The following is a 25,776-nucleotide window of genomic DNA, read 5'->3' on the forward strand; positions in this document are numbered from 1 at the left end:
GTAGGGTGTGTTGTGCGCACCAGTATAAGCTGCAATCATGGTGCGCGTGGCGCACCCTACGTTTGTCATGCCAGCCATCACCGCGAACTCCGAAACTTGAGTTATCTAATTACGGACGATTAATCGAAGGAAGGGAAATGGACGTGTTTATCGGGAATCTGCCGGCGGAAGCCAGGTTGCTGGAGATACAGGATCTGCTGGGCGGCCAGTCAGTGCATACTCGCTTTGAGCGCCGCATGGGACGCGACTGCTTTGACAAGGATTATCACTACTTCATCGTCTTCACCTCATCGGACAATGAAGGTAGGGCGTTGATCGAGGCGCTGAACGGTAAAATCTTCGATGGCTGCCGCCTCACCGCCCGCGAGTTTATCAAGCGCGCCGATTGTAATGCCCCGGCTCAGGATTGGGATCGCAGGGAGCGCCGCTTTAACCGCGCAACATCCGAATAACCGGAACGGTATCAGGCAGGATCTCACGCCACAGGCGAAAGGATTCGGCCGCCTGCTCCACCAGCATGCCGAGACCATCCAGTGCCCTGGCGGCATGACGCTCACGCGCCCATTTTTGAAATACTGTGGGTCCATCCCCGTACATCATGTCATAACACCAGCCGCCTTTTGTCAGAACGCCTTCGGGGATCTTCGGCACCTCTCCAGCAAGACCTGCGGCGGTGCCGTTGATGATCAGATCGAACTGCATACCTTCAATTTCCTCCAGTCCACAGCCTGCCACCGGACCGAAACCGCTAAGACCGGTGGCCAAAGAGTAGGCCTTGGCAGCGGTACGATTGGCGATGATGAGCCGCTTGGGCTGTTCTTCGAGCAGGGGGCGCACCACGCCACGGACCGCGCCACCGGCGCCGAGTATCAGGATCCGCTTTCCCTTGAAGCGAAAACCGTGGTTGATGGTAAGGTCGCGCACCAGGCCTATGCCATCCGTATTGTCGCCCCTCAATTTGCCGTTTTCGAGCCGGATCAGGGTATTGACCGCGCCTGCAGTGTGAGCCCGCTTGCTGAGTTCATCCGCCAGACGCCATGCCGCCTCTTTGAACGGCACGGTAATATTGAGCCCCTGGCCACCATCCCCGAGAAAACGTGCCACGTCACCCTCGAAGTCGTCGAGGTTGCCGAGAAGGCGGGTGTATTCGATGGACTCCCCGGTTTGTTCCGCAAAAGCGGTGTGGATCAGCGGGGATTTGCTGTGTTCGATGGGGTTGCCGATGACGGCGTAGCTGTCGGTCATGGGTGATTACTCATTCAACCACTGCGCCACCTCTTTGGCGAAGTAGGTCAGTATGCCGTCGGCGCCGGCGCGTTTGAAACAGAGCAGGGATTCCAGCACCACCGCCTGTTTGTCGAGCCAGCCGTTTTGCGCGGCGGCCATGAGCATGGCGTATTCACCACTGACCTGATAGGCGTAGGTCGGGACCCTGAAGGTCTCTTTCACCCGGCGCACCACGTCGAGATAGGGCATGCCCGGTTTTACCATCACCATGTCGGCCCCCTCCTGCAGATCGAGGGCAACCTCGTGCAGCGCCTCGTCTGTATTGGCGGGGTCCTGTTGATAGCTGTACTTGTTGCCGCTTCCCAGATTGGCGGCAGAGCCGACGGCATCCCGGAACGGGCCATAGAAACTGGAGGCATATTTTGCCGAGTAGGCAAGGATGCGGGTGTGGATGTGCTCGTTGCTTTCGAGTATCTCCCGAATGGCGCCGATGCGGCCATCCATCATATCGGAGGGGGCGACCACATCAGCCCCCGCTTTGGCGTGGGAGAGGGCCTGTTTGACCAGAACCACTTTGGTCTCGTCGTTCAATACATAACCGGTTTCATCAATGAGACCGTCCTGACCGTGGGTGGTGAAAGGGTCGAGGGCGACATCGGTCATGACGCCAAGTTCCGGCACCGCCTCTTTCAGTGCCCGCACCGCCCGCTGGGCCAGTCCCTCCGGGTTGAAGGCCTCTCTGGCATCCTCTGTCTTGACAGACATTGGGGTGACCGGGAACAGCGCCATCATGGGAACGCCGAGACGGTGCACCTGTTTCGCCTCCTCGACCAGCAGGTCGATGCTCATGCGCTCCACGCCGGGCATGGACTCGACAGCTTCCCTTTCACCGCTCCCTTCAAGCACGAAAACGGGATAGATCAGGTCTGCGGGGGTGAGGATCGTTTCACGCATCAGACGGCGGGAGAATTCGTCCCGGCGCATGCGGCGCATGCGGGTGGCAGGAAAGGGCGAACGGCTGCTGTTGCTCGGCATGGATAGATTCCTGAGTGCTTGGGTAAACCCTGTAAGATACCCTATCATGCGGGCAGTTAACCAATTCTTCGGATCGATTTAACCCGGCGACTGTTTTTCAGGACGGAAAAACACCGTTAAGAGAGATTCTTCCATACGCAGTGAGGCAGTACCGGTCATGGAACAGCAGAACAAATCCCCCCATATTTTTATCGTGGAAGAGGCGACCTTCGATAAGAAGGTGATCCAGGCTTCTGCAGAACTGCCTGTCATGGTGGATTTCTGGGCGGAGTGGTGTTCGCCCTGTCTATCCCTTGCGCCAGCGCTGGAAAGGGTGATCGAAGAACTGGATGGGGCTGTGCAGCTGGCCAAGGTGGAAGTGGATGACAATATGCGTCTGGCAGGCCACTACCGTCTACGCGGATTCCCGACGGTGATCCTGTTCCATCATGGGGAAGAGTTGGGACGTTTTCATGGTTCCCGCGCCAGCCACTGGTTACGGGAGTGGATAGAAGAGCATCTGCCCGACTATCTGGCCAGTCGGGAAGCGTAACAATGTAGCCCTGATCCGCTGCGCTTGGTCAGGCCTGCGGGGTTTTGGAGGTACGATTAGCCAAAAAATAAGAATTAAACGAATGATGTTTGATGGCCTGCTGCCGGGATGGAGCGGTTGTTACAGAAAAAATATAATAAAAACAGATAGATGCGTGGCTCTGGCGGCAAATGGATGATCGATAAAAAATATCTAAAGAATTCCGCAGGGGCGTCGATACATTAAGTGACGGACGACAAATGGATTCGATCCTCCTCCGGCGCTGAAAAATGCGCTGTTTAGGCCCACCCCTTCCCCGGGTGGGCTTTTTTTATGTTTGATTACCCGTAGGTTCAGCTATGATCAGGCAGTGATTATTTGCGGATAAATCTCTTTCCCGGTAGTGGCTGGGCTTATTCTGGTGCGCTGGGCGCACCCTACGTCGTCATATTTTGAGAAGCCACGCGCCATGCCGGTCATCATTGCGAAGACTGAAATTTGAACAGACAAGTCTATTCCGGAAGGAGCTCCGGCAGAGGTTTGCCGATATGGAAACCTTGTGCGTAGTCGACTCCCAGATCCGCCAGCAGCTGCAGGGTGGCTTCATCCTCGACAAACTCCGCGATAGTCTGCTTGCCGAATCCTTTGGCAACTTCGGAGAGTGCCTTGACGAAGATCTGGTCCTCCTTATTGGAGGCGAGTTGCTGGATAAAGGAGCCGTCGATCTTCACATAATCCACCGGCAGCTGCTTCAGGTAGAAGAAGGATGAGAAACCGACGCCGAAGTCATCCAGTGCAAAACGGCAGCCGAGCGCCTTGATCTGCTCCATCAACTGTTTTGCCGCTGTGATGCTGGAGACTGCGGCGGTTTCAGTGACTTCAAATACCAGACTGCCAGGGTCGACTTTGTGTTTCGCCAGTTGTTTCTTCAGATAGGGCAGCAGCCGGGGGTCGTCCACCACCATGCCTGAGAGGTTGATGGAGAAGGTGATGTTGCGTTGTGACTGCTGCAGTTGCTCAAGCCGCTTGATGGCTTTCTTGAGAATCAGCCGGTCGATCTTGTGGATCAGCCCAGTGGTTTCAGCAATTGGAATGAAAAGTCCCGGAGGGATCAGGGAGCCATCTTTCTCCTGCATGCGGACCAGCACCTCGTAGTGTGAGATACGGCCATCGCTGATCTGCTGGATCGGTTGAAAGTGGAGAATAAAGCTCTCTTGCAACAGTGCCTGTTCGAGCTGCTCTTTGATTTGGATCTTGGTTTCAATCTGCTCGCGGATGTTTTCGTCAACTGAGAAGATGTGCCAGCTGTCACGTCCTGCATCCTTGGCCTGATACATCGCGAGGTCTGCATTGGCCATCAGATCGTGCACAGTAATGCCGTGAAGTGGGTAGAGTACGATGCCGATGCTGGCGGAGATCTTATGCCTGTTGCCACGAACCGGCATCTCGACTCTGCTGAGTTCCTCCTGGATTTTGTGTGCCACGCCGATGGCCTCTTCCTTACTCGTTTCCCGCAGGGCCAGCGCGAACTCATCGCCGCCGAGCCGGGCCAGCAGATCGGATTCCCGGGTCACCGCATGCAGCCGTTCAGCCACCACTCTGAGCAGGGCATCCCCTGCCTGATGGCCGCTGGTATCGTTGATATCCTTGAACTGGTCGAGGTCGAAATAGAGCAGTGCGGAGGTGTGGCCGTAACGCTTTGCCGCCTGCAGCATCGCTTCGAACTCGATATGAAAACGACGCCGGTTGAACAGTTCCGTCATGGGGTCATGGTCGGCCAGCCAGGCCAGGTTCTCCTCCGCCTGTTGGCGTTCGGTAATATCGATGCCGGCGGAGAGTACTGCTGGATCGTCCTCTCTCGCGACATCAAGCCGTGCATGGAACCAGGAAATTGTGCGGATTACTCCCTCTGCGGTAACTATGTCGCAGTCGTGGTGGTAGTGGTCCAGGCTGGCATTACGCAGCTGAAAGAGCTTTACGATGGTCTCCGGATCAAGGTTCTTGGGGTGAAGCAGCTGGTCGAAGTGGAGTGACGGATGAGTTTTCAGATCGTAGGCGGTTAACTGACTTGCAAAGTGGTTGATACTGTTTATCCGGCCGTCTGTGCGCTGGGTGATGATAATGATTTGGGCAGTATCCATCAGGCCCTGCACGAAATCACGCTGTTGTGCGAGTTCACTGGTGCGCTGCAGTAAGTGGTGGGTGCGGCTGTTGATCTCCGACTGCAGGGCCTCCAGTTGGAAGATAAGTGTTTCCGTTGTCTCTCCGAGCTGGTCTATTTCATCGTGAGAGAATGATTCATTTGTGGTTGACTTCAGTGACGAACGGGCTTGGCCGTAGGCCTGCTTTGCAAGCAGCGGCAGGGTGGTTGACACTCGTTGCAATCGTGCCATTGGGCCCCATAACAGCATCAGCAATAGCAGCTCGGTGAGCAGAATCCCGGCGACTCCGGCAGTGATGCTGTTGCGAAAGGCACTCTCCATAGCCTGGATATGCCCGGAGATGTCTTCGATGATCAGCAGGTGGGCCGGCGTGCCGGTTTCATCATTGGCCAGCGGAAAGGCTGTGATTTCGAGGGTATTGTCTTCCAGCAGCAGCTGTTCGCTCTGGGAAAGGTTGGTAAACTGCAGATGCTCTGCTGCCTTGCTCAGACGTTGCAGGCTGGCGTGAGCGCCGGAGAGTGCCGTTACCCTCATCTCCCAGGGAGTGAGAAAGCCCTTGGAAGCTGCTTTGCCTGGTTGCTCTCTGACCAGGACAGCAATACCGGCACCTGTGATCCGTTGCAGTCTGACCACCGTGCCTGCGACCAGTTCTCCGACGACCAATACGCCGGCCATGCTGTGGCCCTGCAACACCGGGACGGAGACATACTGTCGGCATTCGCGCCGGCAGGCGAGTGCGCTGGCAGGTTCTTCGTTCTCGATGGCGTGATCGACCAGGGTGTGGCTCAGCGTTGGGCCGATGTTGCTTCCCCAGGTGAACAGTGGTGCACCCGCCTTTGAAAAATAGTGGATGGTATCCACTCCCCACTCAATCTGCAGCAGGGAGCCGTGTTCCTGAACAATAGCGCTTATGTGCTGCGCAAGACCCATGTCCTCTTCTGTATCGATGTCAAGCTCGGGTATCAGGCCGGCAATGCTGAGAAGCCTTGAATAGGTTCCCTGCACCAATCCGTCAACTTCCCTGGCGCGTTGTTCCCGGACCTCTGTGCGTTGTGTTTCGAATTGATCCTTCTGCTTCAGATAAGCGATTGCCGTTAAAGAGACGTTGATGAGGACCAATAAGAGACTGAGCAGAATCAACAGCTTCCACTTAAGACTGATGAAATGAGGTTTGCGTTGCTGCTTGCTTGTCATGCGCCCGTATCTGCTGGATCAGAATCGATAGGAGGCGAGCAGGCTGAACATCTGCCAATGGCGTTCTGTTTGGAAAGGGTTGTTTTCCCTTAATGAAAGCCAGGCAGTACCGTCAATCCAGTGATATTCACCGCGAACCATGAAGGCGGGTGTGATGTCCCAACGTAATCCCAGGGCCCAATCTTTGGCAAACATATTGTGGGCAGGCATGCCGAAGGGGCCGGCCTCCTGTTTGGTGCCGTCCCGGTCGTTACGGTCAAGATAGCTGACGTCATAGCGGACGATGATCTCCCAGTCACTGAAGAGGTCGTGGGCCAGCTGTAGATAGTAGCCTTCGGCGGTGCCTTTTCCATCAGGTCGGATAGGTCCCAAGTCCTGGTTTATCACATCCTCCTGCATATATTCCGTGGTGAAGTGCCAAGCCTCTGCATTGTATTGGAACGAGAGTACCCGTAACTGTATGCCGACAGTACCGTTGGTAAAGGGGTCTGTGGGACCGGGTTCGAAGTCGAGGTCCCCGTCGGCAATGGTGGCCGAAAGCCGGATGCGGCCACCCTCCAGCTCGTAGATGATCCGTCCAAGAAAGAAGAAATCGGCACTCATTTCGCCCTGCCAATCATTTCCAAGATAGGCGTATTCCACGTTTTCATCCGTCACTGGCTTGCCCATGCCGCCCTGGAACAGCAGATCCCCCCAATCTGTCAGCAGGTCGCCGTAAATCTGAAAACCGTCATTGGAGAGCTCCAGATTTCTTACCTTGTCGAAATAGATCGACTGGGGCAGGAAGTTAGTGGGCCGGGTGAAGGCGACATCGCGGGTATCGTTATATAGGCCGATAGGGGTCTTGACACGGCCGAGTCGCAGGCCAAGGTTTCCGTTATCGAAATTTGCGAAATTGTAATCAAGCAGACCGTAGTCAAGACTCGGAGAGCCGTCCTGCATCTCGCCAGCGGTGAGTGAAAGAAGCTGGCCGGAGATCTGCAGCTGCGGGGTCAGTCGATAGGAGGCGTTGAGACCGAGTTCGCGAAAGTCCCAGCTGCCGTTGCTGCTGTCACCGAACCAGCTGTTGGCGGATGTGTGTGTGTAACCCTGGCTCAGAAAACCGTGGATCTGCAGGTTTTCATCACCAAACAGGGAGGATGCCGTCGCCAATGGCGGCAGCAGCCAGCCGAGCAGGACGAGTCGCCTACTCCACTTCCAGAATCTGTACCGATTCATCTCTGTTGTCCTCGGAAATATAACCGATTGCGCCGGGAGTCTTTTTTATCATCTCTATCATTTCCGCCTCTGACTGGACGGTGTCGGGGGCCTGTCCGGTCCCTGAAAAGACTTTTCTGTCCCATGCGCGGCGAAGCTGATGGGGAAATACCCCCAGCAGCTGTTTTGCGAATGCTTTGTGTAGTTTGTGTTTGTCGGGAAAGACAAAGACCCGAATTGCAGCGCCATCGGGCCAGATCTGGCGGCGCATGCTGAATACGGCGCGTGCGGTGCTGCGGCTGATCTCTGCAGTATCAGTATTCGGATGGGTGATTAGTTGCAGCGCGAAAGTCTGGCGGAATGGAAAAAACAGCAGACTGAAGGCGAGCAACAGTGCAGGCGCCAGTGGGAGGCGCCAGGGAGAGGCCCTGTCCGGGATACCTGCAGTGCGATCCTGCCGTTTTTCCATGTTCCTTGTCGCGATCCTTTTCGATGCAGACAGCATAACGTAATTTGTTGACTCAAATTCCCATAGCGGCCGATGGTGCAGTTTCTTGACCAGTTTGGTGTTCGGGAGGGAATGGAATTCTTTTTGCCTACCTCCTGCTGGTCCGGCCGGAAAACAGATCACGAATGGGGGTTGGGCGCTTCAGGTCGCCGGTCTCACCATGCAGAATCAGATCGATGGTGTTACCGCAGCGGCTGTGTACCTGTAGTGCGTTGCGGGCTGGAGGACGTGAGCTGAGGTTGGCGCTGGTGGATATGAGTGGCCTGCCGCAGGCGCGGCTAAGGGCTGCGGCAACTGGGTGGTCGGTGACTCTGACCGCCACAGTCGAATGTTTTCCACGTATCCAGGCGGGCAGATCTGCGGCGGCGGGCAGTAGCCAGGTGACGGGACCGGGCCAACTGTCGAGCGCCGGTTTGAGTCTTGTTTGCGGGATCTGAGCCAGGTAGGGCCGCAGTCTTTCGAAGCTGTCCGAGATGAGGATCAGGCCCTTGTCGGCGGAGCGTTTTTTCAGCGCCAATAAGCGGAACACCGCCAGTGGGTTGAGTGGGTCGCAACCCAGTCCATAGACCGACTCGGTGGGATAGGCGATAAGACCGCCCCCAAGCACCGTCCGGACGGCCAGCCGGAGGCGCCAGGGGTGGATGACAGGCTTAGCCGGCAAGATCGGCCTGGAGCTTGGTGTCCTTGTCGATGACGCCTTGGGCATTTGCCTGCCGCTCTTCACGGATGCGTACCGCCAGCGCCTCATCGCCAAGTGCGAGGATCTGGGCAGCGAGATAGGCTGCGTTCTTGGCGCCAGCCTTGCCCACTGCAACGGTTGCGACCGGGATGCCGCCTGGCATCTGCACGGTGGAGAGCAGGGAGTCCATACCCTTCAATGGTCCGGCATCGAGGGGTACGCCAATCACCGGTTTCAAGGTGGCAGCTGCCACGGCCCCGGCCAGATGGGCCGCCAGTCCAGCGGCAGCAATGAAGGCATTGCAACCTCGATCATCTGCATCTTTCACGTAGTCGTGGGTGACCTCGGGCGTACGATGGGCCGAGGTGATCTTCACTTCGTATGGGATCCCGAGAGAGCCTAAGACCTCCAGAGTTGCCTGCATGACCGGGAGGTCGGAATCTGAACCCATCAAAACGGCGACAAACGCTGTACTCATAACAAACCTGCAATGGTGCTGTGGAAAATAGCTGAAGATACCGGAAATTGGGTGCGGCGACTACAATTGAGGCGATAGATTCATCAGTTTGTTTCAATATGCCCTTTTTATTGAGAAAATCATTAGTATTCGTGGAATATCGATCTGTCTAGGTGTTAGGTGTGACGAAAGAGAGTTGCAGGATGGTTTTCTCTCCATTTAAATTTATTACACTGTTGGCTATGTTGCTGCTGTCGTTAAATGCGGTGGGGGGGAGTGTGCCGCTCAGTGTACAGGAAAAGGTATGGCTGGATCAGCAGGTGCAGGTTCGGGTGGGGTTGATCGATGGGATGGCGCCCATCAGTTCATACAAAAAAAACGGTCAGCCATTGGGTATCGCTGCCGACTATCTGCGCTTTGTGAGCCGGAAGATGGGTCTGGAACTGAAACTTGTCCCTTTGGGAGACAGGTCGGCCCTTGATGCAGCGATGATGGCCGGGGATTTGGACCTGTCGGCCGTGGACGACTGGACCCCGGAACGGGCTGAGTTCCTGCTGTTCACCCGTCCCTATATCAATCTGCCCGGTGCTTTATATTCGTCTGGGCGCATGCCTAAGCTGACGCTGCAGGAACTGCCTGGAAAGCGGGTGGCAGTAGTGGAACTGAGCGTCTGGCAGGATTGGCTGATGCGGGAGTTTCCAGCTACCACTTTGGTGAAGGTGTCTGGTGTTGCCAAGGGTTTGTTGAGTGTTGCCAGGGGAGATTCTGATGCTTATCTTGGTGATACTGCGACTGCCAGGCACCAGTTGGCACAGGGGGTTGCCCCTGGCGTTATGGAGGTGGCGCAAGCAGGGCGTTCAAGAGACTTTTCATTCTCGGTTGGCAAGGATAATCAAATGCTTGTCAACATCCTGCAGAAAGGGCTGGACAGCATCTCCCCCGAAGAGCAGTTGGCGATCCGTAAGCGTTGGCAGGTGCTCGATCAGCCGCCGCTGATGCAGAATAGTTCAGTGGTGACCATATTGTTGATCCTGCTGGCGGTGCTTTGGATCGGTGTTTGGATCTGGGGTTTCAGGCGCCTGGTGGATCGCAAGGTGACGCGCAGAACTGCTGGGTTGAAGCGCTCTCTCCATCGGCGGCGGCGGATTGAGGGTGAGCTGAAGGAGGATCGCGAACGACTAAGGCTGCAATTGGCGCAGGTAGAGCGTGACAGCGGGATGGCCCAAAATCACCTCAGCCTGCTGGGGCTGTCGGTTCTGTTTGGCGGCTGGGAGTGGGATGTAAGGAGAGAGCTGCTGAAATGGGACGACAATATGCAGCGGGTATTCGGCTTTCGGCCGGGAAGTTTCGATGGAACATTTGATGCTTACCTGGGTCGAATCCATGTTGATGATCGGGAAGCAGTAGTGGCAGCCTTCAAGAAGGTGCTGCAGGGTGGAGCCGATTTTCGCATCGAATACAGGATCGTCAAACCGGGTGGAGAGGTCGTGTGGTTGGTTGATAGCGGTCGGCTCGTTCGAAATGCAGGTGGCAGCGGTGCCCGTTTGCTTGGTGTGGCCCGGGTCAGAGAGGGGCGGGACGGTCAGGGCATGTTAACATCCACGGATTCGATGGTTACGAATGAAGAGAAACCCTTACAGGGATTTGCATACAAAGGTCTCTGAATCTGGGAGCTTACTTGGGGGAATGGGTGTTGTTGAAGGCGCGAACTTCAGGGATGGAGAAGGAGTTATACAGATGTTAATTCGTCTCGCACTGCTTTTAGTGCTGATGAGCGGGGCTCTACCCGCAATTGCCAGTGCCAGTATCGGACCTTCCGAAATGGTGCAGCATACGATGAATGATGTGGTGGGGGTTCTGAACGACAAGGGTCTGACATCCGCAGAACGCCGGGACCGTGTCAGCACCATCGTGGATGAAACCTTCGATTTTCAGGCAATGTCACAGGTTATTCTGGCGGCCAACTGGAGAAAGGCATCCGCAAATCAACGGGCGCGTTTCGTCGAACTGTTCCGGGAGTTGCTGGAGAATACCTATTTCTCCGCACTGGACAGCTATTCAGGCCAGACCGCACGTTTGGGCAGGGAGCGGGTGAAGGGCAAACGGGCACAAGTACAGACATTTGTCGTTACCAGTAGCGCTGAGATACCGGTCAGTTACAAACTGCGACAGAAACAGGATGACTGGTTCGTCTATGATGTTGTTGTGGATGGTGTCAGTCTTATCAGTAACTACAGAACCAGCTTTCGCAACCTGGTCAAGCAGAAGGGGATGGATGGTCTGCTTGAGCAACTGCAGCAGAAGGTTGCCAGATTAAAGTCGACGCAGCCACCCGTGCAATAGCCCCGGAGGTTTGCAAACACCCTCTTCTGAGACTGCTACACTTGCTGTAGTGTAGCCAATGCACCTACACCCGCGCTGTTCAAGATAGCCCCATTGATTCCAGGTAGCACAGATTATCCCAATAACAAAATCATCCGAAGGAGAAGCTTCATGTTTAGAAAGACACTCATCACTGTCGCAATAGCGACGCTTTTGCCCGTAAGTGCAACGGTTTTTGCCGATGCCACCGTCGCCCCGGATGCCGCTGCCGATGCAACAGCTATCGAGCAAGAGGTTGTCGCAGACCCGACAGTTGCTGCCCCGGTTGTGGCAGCTGAGCCTGTGCCGGAGGAGAGTGTTGCAGCCCCCACCGGCAGAGGGATGATGGAGCATCACCGGTCGATGCAATCCATGGAAGAGCGCATGAAAGCGCGTGAAAAACGCTACGAGGCGCTGCAGAAACGGGCTCTGGAGTCAGGCGTGCTGCTCCCGGACCATCCCTCATGGATGGAAAAACCTGGAGTGGCAGATCTGCGTCCCTCTATGGAAGAGCGTATGGAGAGGATGAAGGCGCTCCGCAACATGGATCCGGATGAGCGGGATGCCTATCGTCTTGAGCGTTATCAGGAGATGCGGGAACGTGCGGCCGAAGTGGGACTTGATCTGCCGGAGAAGCCCCCGTGGAAAGATCGCCCTGCAAGACCTGAATTGAGCCAGGATGATGAGTGGGCCAGGCAGCAGGCCGTGATCGACGGTATGACACCGGAAGAGCGTGCCGCTTGTCATGCAATGCATCGTCGCCATATGCGGCAGATGGGACCGGGTCGCGGCATGATGCAGCACCCTCAGATGCCGGCGATGCCTGGGCGTGGATTTGGTCCGGGCCGTATGATGGGGCCGGGAGCTGGATATGGTCCCCAAGGCAACTTCTGGGATCCGGCTCGCTGATGAGATGTAGGCCCGATCAAGCGTAGCGGATCGGGCACCCGGGTTTGAAATAGAAAGCCTGTGAAGGCTGGTTCAGCACGCTTGAACCGGCCTTCACTTCGCTTTATTGCCGCCTGGCGCCAGCCACCAGCGCTTCTGCCGCCTCCCGGCTCAGGTAGCGCCAGGGTCTGGGTAGCAAGCCGGGCACCAGTGACTGGTATCGCTGATAGACCTCTCCATGATAGACCACCAGTTTGCGCTCCTCGATACGTGAGCCGTAGATGAAGTAGAGCGTCATCATAATCGCTGAGACCAGCATCGCGGCGTCCATTTCCCGGCTCCATATCAATACCAGACCCAGGCTGTACCAGGGGTGTCTGACGTAGCGGTGCAGGGGGGAGATGTGGAAATTCTCCTGGTCGTGAACCTCCCGGATGCGCAGCCGCAGCTGGCGCAGGCCGATAAACTCTCCGCTATCGTAATAACGGGTCGACCACAGAAAACCAAGGATCGCCAGCAGCGTCAGGCCATAGGTGAACCAGGTCAGGGCTGCGTTGAACTCCCACAGAGGTGAGCTGTGCCAATGCCACATCAATCCCAGTGGTGGCAGCAGTAACAGCACAGCGAGCACGTTGAAAGTGATGCGATACCAGGGCATGAAAGTGGGGTAACGTTTCGCAACCCAGTGCTTGGCTGTGAGAGAGGCAAGCAGCGAGTGGCTCAGGAAATAGAGCAACCAGAGCGTCGCAAGTATGAGCAGGTTTACGTATTCGTGCATGCTGTTTAGAGAACCTCCGACAGAGACTTCTTAGGGTGACTCTGACGAATAAGGAAACCTGTCATCTCGACCGCAGGGAGAGATCTCAAGCAACGGAGTATTTACTCGCAGTCGGAGGTATGAGGTTTCTCCCTGCGGTCGAAATGACAATAGTCCGAGTCATTCAGTGCTTCCTTCGGGAAGCGGACAATGTTATGAGTTTAGTCGATCCAGCCGCAGCCGTTGCCGTTCGTCAAATAGCCGCCGTGAACCGAGCCAGACTGCCGCCGTGGCGCCGAAGCCGGTGCCGGCAGAGATCAACAGCAGGATCAGGATCTGGTACTTGGCCGCTTCGAAGGGGGGGCTGCCGGCGAGTATCTGGCCGGTCATCATGCCAGGCAGGCTGACCACTCCGGCGGCGGCCATGGCATTAATGATGGGAATCAGGCCGCTGCGCAGGGCATTGCGGCGAATCTCTTCGATGGCGTTGTGCCAGTCGTGGCCCAACATCAATCGAGCCTCTATCTGATGGCGCTGTTGCCAGGCGTTGTGGGTAAGGTTATCGAGACTGATGGCGATGCCGGACATGGTATTGCCCAAGAGCATCCCCAGTAGCGGTATCAGGTACTGTACCGAATACCAGGGTTCCACCTGGATGATCACGTTGAGCGCCAGAATAGTCACGCTGAAGGACGAGATGAACATGGAGAGGGTTCCCACCCCCATGCCCCAGGCCCCGCTGAAGCGCCGCGCCTGTCGGGCCATGACCTCGTAACCCGCCATAAAGAGCATGAAGAGTGCCAGAGCTGCAATAAACAGAGGGTGGGACTGGGCGAAGAGGCTCTTCAATACCAGTCCCAGCAGTGTCAGTTGCACGATGCTGCGCAGGGCGGCGATCAGCAGTTTTCGTTCCACCCCGAGAGAGAGGCGGAAGCTGAGTATCGCCAACAGCAGCACCAGGCTGGCTGCCAGGCCAAGGTCGAGGGCGCTGAGCCGGATCAGTTCCATGTCGTCTCCTGCAGGTTTCCCTGAACAATCTGCAGATGCCGGTGGGCAACCCGCTGTTGCTGCGCCGGGTCGTGGGTGACCCAGATCACCGCGCTGTTCTGGGTTTTTCGCCACGACTCGATGAGCGTTTCCACCCGCTCCCTGTTGGTCTGATCCAGATTGGCTGTGGGTTCGTCCAGTAGCAGCACCTTGGGGTGGTTGAGCAGTAGCCGGGTCAGGCCGAAACGCTGTTTTTCACCACTGGAGAGACGGGAGACACTCCAGCTTTCGCTCTCGGGAGGAAGGCCGAGAGATTGCAGCAGGGAGGGATCCTGCCGCGGCAGATGGTCGCTGATCCGTTCAGCCCACCAGGCGCTCTCGGCAGGTAGCAGTCCGACCCGTCTGCGCCATTCAGACCCGGTGAGAGACCGGCGAGGTGTCTGGTCGACGAAGGCTTCCCCTTGATGTTGCGCATCGAGATCTGCGATGGCTCGCAGCAGAAGCGACTTGCCACAACCCGAAGGGCCGGTAAGCGTGATGCACTCCCCGGCCGCCAGTTCGAGATTGAAGGCAGCGAGCAGAGGTGTCTGGAAGGCTTTGAGGGTCAGGCTGCCCATGAGGGATTGCTCAGTCGCAACGCCGGAAGATCAGATCCCAGACACCGTGACCAAGGCGTTGGCCCCGTTGTTCGAAGTGGGTCAGGGGGCGATCCGGGGGACGCGGGGAGAAGTTTCCCCGGCCTGCGCTGTTCTCAAATTCCTCGACTTCGCTGAGTACCTGCAGCATCTGTTCGGCATAGTGCTCCCAGTCGGTGGCCATGTGCAGAAAGCCGCCGGGCCTGAGCGCCCGGTGCACCAGTTGTGTGAACTCCGGTTGTACGATGCGGCGCTTATGGTGTTTCTTCTTGGGCCAGGGATCGGGAAAAAAGAGGTAGAGACCGTCCAGGCATGATGTCGGCAGATGGTGCCGCAACAGCTCCATCGCATCGCACCTCAGCACCCGGGCATTGTCGCTGTCGTTTTCTTCCAGTTTCAGCATCAGGCTGCCGACGCCGGGACCGTGCACCTCGATGCCGAGGTAGTTCCGCTCCGGATGGCGAGCCGCCAGTGCAGCCAGCGTGTCGCCGTTGCCGCAGCCGATCTCAAGAAACAGGGGGTGAGTGTTGCCAAAAATGGTGGCCGGGTCGATCTGGCCTGTTGCGGGAAGCTCCAGTCCATAACGGGGCCAGAGTTCATCGAAGGCCCGCCTCTGGGCAGGGGTGGCACGGCCCTGGCGCAGCACGAAGCTGCGGATCGGGCGATGGGTTGTCGATGACTCTTCCTTCATCCCTGTGGCAGATCAGAAAAAGAGCCCGTCCATCGGCGAAGAGGCGGAGGCGAATCGTTTGGCGGGCATGCGTCCGGCGAGGTAAGCTTCACGCCCGGCCTGGATGCCTTTCTTCATGGCGGAGGCCATCAGTACCGGATTTTGGGCAGCGGCGATAGCGGTATTCATCAGCACACCGTCGCAACCCAGTTCCATGGCAACCGCAGCGTCGGAGGCGGTGCCCACGCCGGCGTCCACCAGGATCGGCACATTGGCGTTCTCCACGATGGTGCGGATGTTCAGACGGTTGCGAACGCCAAGTCCGGAGCCGATAGGGGCGGCCAGCGGCATCACCGCAACGCAGCCGAGTTCTTCCAACTGTTTGGCGACTATAGGGTCGTCGTTGGTGTAGACCATGACGTCGAAGCCATCCTTGATCAGCTCTTCGGCGGCACCCAGGGTCGCAATGACGTCGGGGAAAAGCGTCTTCTCATCACCCAGAACCTCCAGCTTCACCAGGTTGTGGCCATCGAGCAGTTCCCTGGCCAGGCGGCAGGTGCGCACTGCGGTTTTGGCATCGAAGCAGCCGGCGGTATTGGGCAGATAGGTGAATTCACTGGGCGGAAGTACCTCCAGGATATTCGGCTCGCCTCTGTTCTGACCCATGTTGGTACGGCGCACTGCGATGGTGACGATCTCGGCGCCGCTGGCATCAATGGCGGCACGGGTCTCGGTCATGTCTTTGTATTTGCCGGTACCCACCAGTAGGCGGGAGGTGAATTCGCGGCCGGCAACAGTAAAAGAGTCGGTTTCGGTATTTTCGTTAGACATGTTCTTTATCGGAAGTTTGAGTGACTGGACGTGGATGATATCGGTTGATCTGCTCTATCCGCCGCCTACGGCGTGGATGATCTCAACCTTGTCACCGGTGTGCAGGTGATGGCCGCTGAAGGTGCTTCGGGGAATCAGTTCCTCATTGACCTCGACGGCGATCCGCTGCTCTGTGAGCTCAAGTTGTTCGATCAATCCTACCATGTCTGTGTTATCGGGGATTTGCTTTTCTGCGCCGTTTATATAAATCTGCATCTTCAGGTCTCTGCGCTGACAATCAATTAGTTGGATGTAGCCAAGCGGCGAGTTTACACCAATCCGGCGGCGCATAATAAATGGAGACGCAACGGAAGTATTGGTCTCAAGGTTTGGGGAGCGGGTCTTTTGGAACAATGGAGTGAAGATCTAATCCCCGTTGAGCGTGCGCGTACGCTTGACGGGATGTTTTTTCAGCGGGTACGGCGTACGCCGGATGCCCTCGCTTATCGCAGTTACGACAGGAAAGAGAAGCGTTGGTACGACCTGACCTGGGCCGAGATGGGCGATCAGGTGGCGCGCTGGCGTCAGGCGCTTGCCGGAGAAGAACTCGAATCCGGTGATCGGGTGGCAGTGCTGCTGCGCAACTGCCCAGAGTGGGTGATGCTCGATCAGGCCAGCATGTCTCTGGGACTTGTGCTGGTACCGCTCTATACCGATGATCGCGCCGAAGCGATTGCCTACATCATGGAGGACGCAGCGGTAAAGCTGTTGCTGGTGCAGGACGCCGGCCGCTGGAACCGCATGGCCCCGGCGTTGGCGGATCTGCAGCAGTTGCAGCGGGTGGTGGTGCTGGAGGCGAATAAAGAGCCGGTGCAGATGGGCGAAGAGGGCGATGTGGTCCTGACAGCGGATAGCTGGCTGCCGCTGAAGGGCGAACCGCTGACCCAACGGAATGCCGACCCAGACAGTCTTGCCTCAATCGTCTACACATCCGGCACCACTGGGCGTCCCAAAGGCGTGATGCTGAGCCACATGAACATGCTCTCCATCGCCCACGCCTCGCTGACTGTGGTGGACTGTTATCGGGAGGACAGTTTTCTCTCCTTTCTGCCGCTCTCCCATACCCTGGAGCGGACCGCCGGTTACTATCTGCCGATGATGGCGGGTGCCTCGGTGGCCTATGCCCGCTCCGTTACGCAACTCGCGGAGGATCTGCAGAACATCAAGCCAACGATCATCATTGCGGTGCCGCGCATCTTCGAACGGGTCTATGCCAAGTTGCATGATCAGATGAAGAAAAAACCGGCCATCGCCCGTCTGCTGTTCAACCTGACGGTCACTATTGGTTTCAAGGATTTTGAGCGGCGTATGGGGCGTCGGCACTGGTCGCCTTCGATGTTAATGATGCCGCTGCTGCGACGGTTGGTAGCGGAGCAGGTTTTGCAGAAATTGGGTGGCCGCCTGCGCGGTGCTGTCAGTGGAGGGGCGGCATTATCCCCCGAGATCGCCCGTATCTTCCTTGGCCTCGGACTGCCGATGGTGCAGGGCTATGGTCTCACGGAGACCAGTCCGGTGATCAGCGTTAGTCCGCTGGATGACATCAGGCTTGGCAGTGTGGGCGTCCCGTTGCGGGGGATCCAAACAAGGATTGGCGAAAACGATGAACTGTTGGTCAAAACGCCGGGCATGATGCTTGGCTATTGGAATAATCATGCCGCGACCGCTGAGATGATCGATGCGGATGGCTGGCTGCATACCGGTGATCAGGTGCGTATCGATGAGGATAGGCATATCTATATCACCGGTCGGCTCAAGGATATTCTGGTGCTCTCCAATGGCGAGAAGATTCCTCCAGCAGACATGGAACTGGCGATTGCCCTCGATCCTGTGATTGAGCAGGTGATGGTGGTTGGGGAGGGCAAATCCTACATGAGTGCGCTGGTGGTGTTGAATGCAGATCTCTGGCCCGGTCTTGCGGATGAGTATGGCCTGGACGCCGCCGACCCCGAGAGCCTGAAAGAGAGTCGCCTCCAACATGAGGTACTGAGTCGTATCAAGGCAGCCCTTGGTGATTTTCCCGGTTACGCCAAGATTCGCCGGGTGGCGTTGCTGCTGGAACCCTGGACTGTGGATAATGGCATGTTGACGCCGACCCTGAAGGTCAAGCGTCCGATGGTATTGGAATGCTGCGCAGAAGAAATGGAAGTTCTCTACGAGAGTGGGCCTGCGGCAGGGTGATCTGTCGCTGACACAGCAACTTTGGCTTGCTAGAATCGTCTCTGCTGTGCGGGTATCGTATATCGGTATTACCCTAGCTTCCCAAGCTAGTGAGGCGAGTTCGACTCTCGCTACCCGCTCCATTTCATGCTTCTGTTTGGGTTCCCAGGCAGCGTCCGCAAACTGATACCCTTCAAGTGAATTCGTCTGTCCGGATCAGTGGATACTCGTTGTCTGTCTGGGTTTATCGGGGAATGGGTGTCGATGTTCCCGTGGTTGATTGATCTTTCCATGCATAATTTCATTTGGAAGCTATGATGGTACTGACAAAAACAACATACCAGTTCCCATCACATGTCTCTTAGGAAGCGCTTCCCATGACTGCAATTTCGTTAATGGATCCAAGTCCCACTGTGCTGAAACCGACCGACACTATCAGCACTGCTGTTCAGGAGATCATGCAACACCGCTATCGCCAGGTACCTGTGGTGACAGAGGACGGGGGTTTTCTTGGTGTGTTCGGAGTCAACTGCCTGCTGAAACTGGTTCTGCCCAAGGCCGCGGTCATGGAAAAAGGGCTCACCAGTCTCTCTTTTGTCTATGAGTCGTTGGGTGATCTTCATCAGCGTCTTAAAGACATGGAGCATGAACCGATCTCCATCTGCATGAAACAGGATGTCGAGATTGTCACACCCGACACCCCCTTGGTGGAGACCCTGTTGGTTCTCTACCGCAACCGAACTAGTATCCCGGTGGTGGATCCTGAAAACAATAAACTGCTTGGCATGATTTCCTACTGGGATGTGGGCGAAAAGATCCTCTCAGCAGACGGGTGATCGCACATGCATAACATCCATCAGCCAGACGTTATTTTTGGGCTCGACCCGCTCTGGTTTGCTGGAGCGTTATTCGTATTCACCTATGCGATGATACTTACCGAGCGCCTAAATCGCGCTATCGTTTCTCTGACTATGGCCTGCCTGATGATCCTTGGCGGAGTACTGACTCAGGAAGCTGCCTTTCAGGGTGTGGATTTCAACACTCTGGGGTTATTGACCGGCATGATGATCATTGTCGGAATTACCAAGGATTCAGGGGTGTTTCAGTATCTGGCTATCTGGTCCGCCAAGCGGGTCAATGCCGATCCCTGGGGCATCCTGATCACCCTGGTCCTGGTTACCGCGATACTCTCCGCTCTGCTGGACAATGTCACTACCGTACTGTTGATCGCCCCCGTTACCCTGCTTATCACCGATGCGCTCAAGGTCAGTGCCTATCCCTATCTGTTTGCCGAGATATTCGCCTCCAATATCGGCGGCACGGCAACTCTTATCGGCGATCCCCCCAATATTATGATCGGCTCTGCCGTAGGGCTAAGCTTCAATGATTTTCTGTTCAATCTCGCACCCCTGTCTCTGATTGTTCTACCCCTGACCCTGATTCCCATCTACCTCATCTGGGGGCGCAAACTCGTCGCTGACCCACAGAGCCGCCAGCAGGTCATGAACTACCGGGAGGCGGATGCCATCACCGATCCACGCCTGCTCAAGCAGTCGATGTTCGTGCTGGCTCTGGTGATGGCCGGATTCATCCTGGCCCATGATATCGGCCAGCAGCCGGCTACCATTGCCATGTTCGGTGCTGCAGTGCTGCTGATTTTGATCAGCCTGCCGCTGTCTTCCAGTGAGCAGTCCAAACGGGTGCATAAAGCTTTTTGCGAGGTGGAGTGGACCACCATATTCTTCTTTATCGGCCTGTTTATCGTGGTTTATGGTGTGGAGACCACTGGCCTGCTGGAGATGCTGGCGCATCAGGTGCTGGATCTCACGGGGGGGGACAAGTCCACCACTGCCATCGCCATCCTCTGGGTCTCAGCTGTGGCATCAGCTGTGGTGGACAACATCCCCTTCGTCGCCACAATGATCCCCCTGATCGAGAACATGGCGGTAACATTTGGTGGTTCCGATGAGTTGATGCCTCTGTGGTGGTCTCTCGCATTGGGCTCCTGCCTGGGCGGTAACGGTAGTCTGGTCGGGGCAAGCGCCAACCTTATCGTGGCGGGATTTGCCGAACGTGCCGGGCAGCCGATACGCTTCCTGCCTTTCATGTTGATGGCTTTTCCATTGATGCTGATGTCGATACTGGTGAGCAGTTTCTACGTTTATCTGCGATATTTTTAAGCGCCAGTTGTTTTTATTTCCCGCTTGGCGATAAAGTATTTGAAAGCCTGTTGGATCTAAGCTAAACAAATATGGAGTCTCTGGGCGAATCGTGAATTTCCATCTTAGCGTTCGAAATTCATCCGGTTTCATTCAGAGGCTCCTTAAGAGATACATGCAGCATACTTGGTGGTAAATGATGAAAATAATGGGCAACGTGAGAATTATCTGGTTCCTGGTTTTCTTTCTGTTGCTCGGACTCTTGCCTGTCGTTTCAATGGCGGACCATGCGGGAGTGAGGATTGCTGGAAATCTGATCGATGGCAGCGGAAGGTTTGTCTCAGTAGAAGAGATAGAGAAGCTTGGCATCACCCCTTCGCTCAAGGTGCTCGAACCCTATGAGAAGAAAGATTACCACTTCAGTGGTGTCTGGCTTGATGAGTTTATTCGCGCTTATGGTAAAGCCGATACTCTGAAGCTTGAGCTCGTGGCGATCGACGATTATACGATCACGATCAGTAGAGCAGATTGGACAGAAAACAGGATTCTTCTGGTGACAAAAACCAACGGTAAACACATTGATTTTCAATCCAAGGGGCCGGTGAGAATTGTCTACCCGTTTTATAATCCCTCGAATGTGGATGAGATGGAAAAGATCCAGCAATGGATCTGGATGATTACCGATATCACTTTCCTCAAGTAGGCACGGATGTCCAAGTTTTCGCTGAATCTCTCTCTGATTTTCACCGGTGTCCTGGTGATCGCATTCCTCGCTATATTCTCCGCCCGTTTTTATATCGCGGAAGAGGGGGCTGATTTTAAGGAAGAACTCGTACAAAACCCCTCGCGTTATATCCTGAAGGTTAGTAAACAGGTCAATAAAGGTGTTGCCTATTACCTGGCTGCGATCAAGGCGGAGGATGAAAGGCAGCTCATGAAGTCGGTTTACATACTGAATTCGAGTTTGGGTTTCCTCTCCAATGAGTTCTATTCCGGATTCAGTGTTGAGCGGGATGAGTTGAAGGCCCTGATTGGTGAGGTGGTTGGAATTGTCAGACATTCTGGGCTGGGTGCGGACAGCGATGGTGTGTCCCAGGTGCTGGTCAAGGCTAGCCGTATCGACCGGTTGGTGACGCGGGTAGAGCAGAAGGCTTGGGACCAGATGATGCTGAGCTATGGTGAGGAGCGGGACCAGAACCAGGAAACCTCAAACAATCTCAATTTTCAGAATACGCTACTCAATATCCTCTTTTTTCTCTTCATCAGTGCCTTTATCTCCCTTTTTCTGTTTCTTAGGAAACTGATCAATATGCAACAGCAGCTGGAATTGCAGCAGGCCTCGCTGCTGGAGAGTGAAGGACGTCTGAAAGAGGCGCAGCAACTGGTTCATCTCGGCAACTGGGAACTGGATCTGACTAGCGGGAGTGCGATCTGGTCAGACGAAGAGTTTCGTCTGCTGGGATATGAGCAGGGTGAGGTCGAAGCAACCAAAATAACATTCATGCAGGCAATCCATCCAGAAGACAGAGATGCGGTTGCCGCCGAGATTAAACGTTCAATGCAGCCGGGACAGAGTGAGCCATACTATATCGAACATCGCATTGTGCATAAGGATGGCACTGAACGCGTAGTCGAAGAGCGTGGAAACACGACGTTTGATGATGCCGGTATTCCGGTGCGAATGTTCGGTACCACCCTGGATGTCACCGAACGCTATCAGGTAGCCCTATTACGACGCCGTCGTGAGCAGGGTCTCGAACGGTTGGACCGGTGGATGCTCAAGCTTGGAACCATCGCCGAAAATTATCAACAGCTTTATGAGGGTGTCTGCGACGGCATCATGGAGTTGGTGTCTGCCGACCTCGCCGCACTGCCATTGATCAATGAGGCGGATAGCACCTTTACCTACCATGCGGCGTCAGGCAACAAAGGCGGCATGCTGCTGGGTCAGACCCTGCCGCTTCAAGGTGGTGGTCTCTGTGGATGGGTGGCCAGCAAAGGTCAGGGGATCTGTGTGCCGGATTTGAAACAGGACCCGCGGGTCATCCAGGAGTTGGCGGAAAACCTGGATGTCACCACCGGTCTCCTGACGCCACTTACCCATGACGGCAGGGTCATCGGCGGACTTTCCGCCTTCCGCAAGGGCGAGCCGTTTGATGAGATTGACGAGGAGTTGATCAATCTCTTCGGGCAACGAGCCTCCGTTGCGATCGAAAATATGCATTTAATGACGTTGATGGAAGAGCGGGTGAAAGAGCGTACACAGGAGTTGGAGATCATCAATAAAGAGCTCGAGTCGTTCAGTTATTCTGTCTCCCATGATCTGCGCGCACCGCTACGCTCTATCGACGGCTTTAGTCAGGCCCTGCTGGAGGATTATGAAGCATCCCTGGATGAGACAGGGCGCGACTATCTGTTTCGCGTGCGGCGGGCCAGTCAGCGTATGGGCGCTCTTATCGATGATCTGCTGATGCTCTCCCGTCTTACCCGGCGTGATATGCAGTGTGAAACGGTTGACCTTAGTGAGCTGGCGGAAAAGTCTGCCAGACAGCTGAGCAAAGATGAGCCGGAAAGGTCGGTAGAACTGCGGGTCGAGAAAGGTGTGTTTGCGCAGGCAGATGCCAAGTTGATGCAGGTGGTTTTTGACAACCTGCTGGGCAATGCGTGGAAGTACACCGCCCGCGAACCTCGAGCCGAGATTGAGTTTGGCAGAGACTCCGGCGGCGAGAACAGGATCTATTTTATCCGAGATAACGGAGTCGGCTTCGATATGGAGTATGCGGACAAGCTGTTCGGCGCCTTTCAAAGATTGCATAAGTCGAGCGACTTTGAAGGGACTGGGATCGGCTTGGCCACCGTGGCGCGCATCATTCACCGGCATGGCGGACGGGTTTGGGCCGATGGGGTAGAGGGTAAGGGCGCTGCGTTCTTCTTCACCTTGTCGTGACCGAATTGAAGGCGATAGTTTCCTGAGTTTTGCGTTATTGGTTTTCTGTGAATGACGTCAAGGTTATTATGGATATTAGGAACGGGGCCTCTGACAGAGGCTTTTTTTGTTGGATTTGCCAGGCAAATAGGATTTTAATGTGTTTGGCTGAGAGCTGCCGACAATAATCGTAACCGTCAAGAGGTGCTACTGTGGCAAGCGCAGATGAAAAAATCATCCTTCTGGTAGAGGATAATGCCGATGACGAGGCACTTACCCTGCGCGCCCTGCGGAAAAACAACATCGCCAATGAGGTGGTTGTGGCTCGAGACGGCGTTGAGGCGCTGGACTACCTCTTCGGGACGGGAGATTATGCGGGACGTGACACCAGTGAACAGCCACAGGTTGTTCTGCTGGACCTCAAACTGCCCAGGCTCAATGGGTTGGATGTGTTGAAACGCATGCGGGCGGATCCCCGTACCCAACGGGTGCCGGTGGTGATCCTGACCGCATCCGACGAAGAGAAAGATCTGCTGGACAGCTACGATCTCGGCGCCAACAGCTATATCAGAAAACCGGTCGATTTTGCCCAGTTCATGGAAGCAGTCGGACAACTTGGACTCTACTGGCTGGTGTTGAATCTAACCTCCGACCGATGACTGACGAAATCAGGGTACTGATTATCGAGGATTCCGAAGACGATGCCCTGCTGCTGGTGCGCGAGCTTCGCAAAGGTGGATACACACCCTCATTTCAACGAGTCGATTCGCCGCAAGAGGTCAAGGCCGCACTGGAAAGAGATCAGTGGGATCTGGTGATCACCGACCACAATATGCCGCAGTTCAGCTCTACTGATGCTCTGAGACTGGCCAAGACCCACCAACCCGATATCCCAATCATTATTGTCTCGGGTAGCATCGGTGAAGAGGTGGCTGTGCAGGCGATGAAGGCCGGCGCCCACGACTACCTGATGAAGGATAATCTCAAGCGGCTCATTCCGGCTGTCGAACGCGAACTGCGTGATGCGGATACCCGGCGTGCCCATCGACGGGCGGAGGAGGAGATTCGCCATCTGGCATTTCACGATGTCCTGACCGGGCTGGCCAACCGCCATGAATTCGATCTCCAACTCAATCAGGTGTTGGAGAGCGCGAAACGGGACGGACTGGTTCATGCGCTGTTCTATCTCGATCTCGACCAATTCAAACTGATCAACGATACCTGCGGCCATATGGCTGGAGACGAACTGCTGCGCCAATTGTCGATTCTTCTGCAGTCCCATGTTCGGGGTAACGACATTTTGGCCCGTCTCGGTGGTGATGAGTTCGGTGTCTTGTTGAAGGGCTGTCCCCTGGAGCGGGCGAATCAAATCGCCGATGGCATCCGTCTGTCGATTGCCGGTTTTCGTTTTGTCTGGGACGAACAGGCCTTTGTCATCGGGGTCAGTATCGGGGTGGCGATGATCACCGCCGAAAGCGCCAGCGTGGAGGATGTGTTGAGCAAGGCCGACATCGCCTGCTACACAGCAAAAGACAGGGGACGTGACCGTGTCCATGTCTACTCAGAAAACGACATCGAAACCGCCAGGCGATACGGTGACATGCAGTGGGTGAATCGCATCCGGGAAGCCCTTGAGATTGGGCGGTTCCAGCTATACCAGCAGGTTATACAACCCCTCAGTGACTCGGCAGGGGGTATGCAGACCCGAGAGTTCCTGGTGCGTATGCTGGATGAGCAGGGAGAGATCATTGCACCCGGCGCATTTATCCCCGCGGCTGAACACTACAATCTGATGCCGCAGGTGGATCGTTGGGTGGTACAACGGGCTTTCTCCCATCTTGCGGAGCAGGAGCATCGAGGTAGCGGCCGGGACACCCTTACCTTCATCAACCTGTCAGGCAACTCTCTCAGTGATGAGTCTTTCTTTGATTTTATCCGGAAAAAATTGCGTGATCATCATCTCAACCCCCAAAGAGTCTGCTTTGAGGTAACGGAGACGGCAGCGATCTCCAATCTCGGTAGTGCGATTGAGTTCATTAGAGAGTGCAAAAAAGCGGGCTGCCGTTTTGCGCTGGATGATTTTGGCAGCGGGATGAGTTCCTTCTCCTATCTGCGATCCATACCGGTCGACTTCCTGAAAATCGACGGTACATTTGTGAAGAACATGGTCCGTGATCCCATGGATGCAGCCATTGTGGAGGCGATTAACGGCATCGGACACGTTGCGGGCATCAAAACCATTGCTGAGTTCGTGGAGAACGAGGCGATCCGGAAAAAGCTTTGTGACATAGGCGTGGATTTTGGCCAGGGGTACGGCATACATCGTCCCCAGCCGCTGGTCGGCTGAGTGTTTCGTAGGTTGTAGGAGGGATTGACCCGCCTGCGCTTCGTATGAG

25 protein-coding genes and 1 tRNA gene are annotated in these 25,776 nt (G+C 55.7%); 13 read left to right on the forward strand and 13 right to left on the reverse strand.

All coding sequences use genetic code 11. The annotated features are described in order from the left end of the window. Positions 1-137 precede the first annotated feature (137 nt). Positions 138-452: an RNA-binding protein gene (locus HPY30_09795; GenBank protein QYZ66260.1), complete on the forward strand. Its 315-nt coding sequence runs from the start codon at positions 138-140 to the stop codon at positions 450-452. On the opposite strand, the gene aroE is transcribed toward HPY30_09795, so the two are convergent. Further along, positions 430-1,245: a shikimate dehydrogenase gene (aroE, locus tag HPY30_09800; GenBank protein ID QYZ66261.1), complete on the reverse strand. Its 816-nt coding sequence runs from the start codon at positions 1,243-1,245 to the stop codon at positions 430-432. The genes HPY30_09795 and aroE overlap by 23 nt on opposite strands. 6 nt (positions 1,246-1,251) lie before the next feature. After that, complete coding sequence (gene hemB, locus HPY30_09805) at positions 1,252-2,262, reverse strand: porphobilinogen synthase (GenBank protein ID QYZ66262.1); 1,011 nt, start codon at positions 2,260-2,262, stop codon at positions 1,252-1,254. Between the two features lie 157 nt (positions 2,263-2,419). Between hemB and HPY30_09810 the strand changes: the two genes are divergently transcribed. Then, positions 2,420-2,794: a thioredoxin gene (locus HPY30_09810; GenBank protein QYZ66263.1), complete on the forward strand. Its 375-nt coding sequence runs from the start codon at positions 2,420-2,422 to the stop codon at positions 2,792-2,794. A gap of 491 nt (positions 2,795-3,285) precedes the next feature. Here HPY30_09810 and HPY30_09815 read toward each other — a convergent pair whose 3' ends face one another. From HPY30_09815 to purE, 5 genes are all read right to left on the reverse strand, one after another. Then, complete coding sequence (locus HPY30_09815; protein QYZ66264.1) at positions 3,286-6,129, reverse strand: EAL domain-containing protein; 2,844 nt, start codon at positions 6,127-6,129, stop codon at positions 3,286-3,288. 18 nt (positions 6,130-6,147) lie between these two features. Next, positions 6,148-7,347: a hypothetical protein gene (locus HPY30_09820; GenBank protein QYZ66265.1), complete on the reverse strand. Its 1,200-nt coding sequence runs from the start codon at positions 7,345-7,347 to the stop codon at positions 6,148-6,150. Further along, positions 7,316-7,720, reverse strand: a complete 405-nt coding sequence (locus HPY30_09825; protein ID QYZ67985.1) for a hypothetical protein — start codon at positions 7,718-7,720, stop codon at positions 7,316-7,318. Before HPY30_09825 ends, HPY30_09820 begins: the two co-directional genes overlap by 32 nt. Before the next feature lie 202 nt (positions 7,721-7,922). Further along, a complete protein-coding gene (locus HPY30_09830; GenBank protein ID QYZ66266.1) occupies positions 7,923-8,540 on the reverse strand; it encodes a threonylcarbamoyl-AMP synthase in 618 nt (205 codons plus the stop codon). Then, positions 8,485-8,991: a 5-(carboxyamino)imidazole ribonucleotide mutase gene (gene purE, locus HPY30_09835; GenBank protein QYZ66267.1), complete on the reverse strand. Its 507-nt coding sequence runs from the start codon at positions 8,989-8,991 to the stop codon at positions 8,485-8,487. Before purE ends, HPY30_09830 begins: the two co-directional genes overlap by 56 nt. 161 nt (positions 8,992-9,152) lie before the next feature. On the opposite strand from purE, the gene HPY30_09840 reads away from it, so the two are divergent. The 3 genes from HPY30_09840 (at position 9,153) to HPY30_09850 (ending at position 12,240) form a co-directional block, all read left to right on the forward strand. Then, a complete protein-coding gene (locus tag HPY30_09840; protein QYZ66268.1) occupies positions 9,153-10,634 on the forward strand; it encodes a transporter substrate-binding domain-containing protein in 1,482 nt (493 codons plus the stop codon). A gap of 172 nt (positions 10,635-10,806) precedes the next feature. Then, positions 10,807-11,313, forward strand: a complete 507-nt coding sequence (locus HPY30_09845) for an ABC transporter substrate-binding protein (GenBank protein QYZ67986.1) — start codon at positions 10,807-10,809, stop codon at positions 11,311-11,313. A 432-nt stretch (positions 11,314-11,745) separates the two neighbouring features. Further along, the gene (locus tag HPY30_09850) at positions 11,746-12,240 is read left to right on the forward strand and encodes a cell division protein (protein QYZ67987.1); all 495 of its coding nucleotides are present in this window, start codon (positions 11,746-11,748) and stop codon (positions 12,238-12,240) included. 103 nt (positions 12,241-12,343) lie between these two features. On the opposite strand, the gene HPY30_09855 is transcribed toward HPY30_09850, so the two are convergent. From HPY30_09855 to thiS, 6 genes are all read right to left on the reverse strand, one after another. After that, positions 12,344-12,997, reverse strand: a complete 654-nt coding sequence (locus HPY30_09855) for a hypothetical protein (protein QYZ66269.1) — start codon at positions 12,995-12,997, stop codon at positions 12,344-12,346. Positions 12,998-13,189: 192 nt separating this feature from the next. Further along, complete coding sequence (fetB, locus tag HPY30_09860; protein ID QYZ66270.1) at positions 13,190-13,984, reverse strand: iron export ABC transporter permease subunit FetB; 795 nt, start codon at positions 13,982-13,984, stop codon at positions 13,190-13,192. Then, positions 13,975-14,580, reverse strand: a complete 606-nt coding sequence (locus HPY30_09865; protein ID QYZ66271.1) for an ATP-binding cassette domain-containing protein — start codon at positions 14,578-14,580, stop codon at positions 13,975-13,977. Before HPY30_09865 ends, fetB begins: the two co-directional genes overlap by 10 nt. A gap of 10 nt (positions 14,581-14,590) precedes the next feature. Next, positions 14,591-15,289 (reverse strand): tRNA (guanosine(46)-N7)-methyltransferase TrmB, encoded by a 699-nt coding sequence (trmB, locus tag HPY30_09870; GenBank protein ID QYZ66272.1) that lies wholly within the window; start codon positions 15,287-15,289, stop codon positions 14,591-14,593. A gap of 12 nt (positions 15,290-15,301) precedes the next feature. Next, on the reverse strand, positions 15,302-16,099 hold the full coding sequence (locus HPY30_09875; GenBank protein QYZ66273.1) for a thiazole synthase: 798 nt from the start codon (positions 16,097-16,099) through the stop codon (positions 15,302-15,304). 54 nt (positions 16,100-16,153) lie between these two features. Next, positions 16,154-16,354 carry a sulfur carrier protein ThiS gene (gene thiS / locus HPY30_09880; protein ID QYZ66274.1) on the reverse strand — a complete coding sequence of 67 codons (201 nt, stop codon included), beginning with the start codon at positions 16,352-16,354 and terminating at the stop codon, positions 16,154-16,156. A 129-nt stretch (positions 16,355-16,483) separates the two neighbouring features. Between thiS and HPY30_09885 the strand changes: the two genes are divergently transcribed. The 8 genes from HPY30_09885 to HPY30_09920 all read left to right on the forward strand — a co-directional run bounded on the left by HPY30_09885 (position 16,484) and on the right by HPY30_09920 (position 25,727). Beyond that, positions 16,484-18,316: a long-chain fatty acid--CoA ligase gene (locus tag HPY30_09885; GenBank protein QYZ67988.1), complete on the forward strand. Its 1,833-nt coding sequence runs from the start codon at positions 16,484-16,486 to the stop codon at positions 18,314-18,316. Between the two features lie 48 nt (positions 18,317-18,364). Continuing rightward, positions 18,365-18,438 (forward strand) — tRNA-Gly (locus HPY30_09890). A 234-nt stretch (positions 18,439-18,672) separates the two neighbouring features. Beyond that, positions 18,673-19,131: a CBS domain-containing protein gene (locus tag HPY30_09895; protein QYZ66275.1), complete on the forward strand. Its 459-nt coding sequence runs from the start codon at positions 18,673-18,675 to the stop codon at positions 19,129-19,131. Positions 19,132-19,137: 6 nt separating this feature from the next. Continuing rightward, a complete protein-coding gene (locus HPY30_09900; protein ID QYZ66276.1) occupies positions 19,138-20,475 on the forward strand; it encodes an ArsB/NhaD family transporter in 1,338 nt (445 codons plus the stop codon). A 187-nt stretch (positions 20,476-20,662) separates the two neighbouring features. Further along, positions 20,663-21,157: a hypothetical protein gene (locus HPY30_09905; GenBank protein ID QYZ66277.1), complete on the forward strand. Its 495-nt coding sequence runs from the start codon at positions 20,663-20,665 to the stop codon at positions 21,155-21,157. 6 nt (positions 21,158-21,163) lie between these two features. Then, on the forward strand, positions 21,164-23,401 hold the full coding sequence (locus HPY30_09910; GenBank protein ID QYZ66278.1) for a PAS domain-containing protein: 2,238 nt from the start codon (positions 21,164-21,166) through the stop codon (positions 23,399-23,401). 191 nt (positions 23,402-23,592) lie between these two features. Beyond that, the gene (locus HPY30_09915) at positions 23,593-24,039 is read left to right on the forward strand and encodes a response regulator (protein ID QYZ66279.1); all 447 of its coding nucleotides are present in this window, start codon (positions 23,593-23,595) and stop codon (positions 24,037-24,039) included. Continuing rightward, a complete protein-coding gene (locus tag HPY30_09920) occupies positions 24,036-25,727 on the forward strand; it encodes an EAL domain-containing protein (GenBank protein ID QYZ66280.1) in 1,692 nt (563 codons plus the stop codon). Before HPY30_09915 ends, HPY30_09920 begins: the two co-directional genes overlap by 4 nt. The last annotated feature ends 49 nt before the right edge of the window (positions 25,728-25,776 follow it).

The organism is Gammaproteobacteria bacterium (ex Lamellibrachia satsuma) (genome assembly GCA_019623805.1).
In the GTDB taxonomy this organism is placed as follows: domain Bacteria; phylum Pseudomonadota; class Gammaproteobacteria; order Chromatiales; family Chromatiaceae; genus QGON01.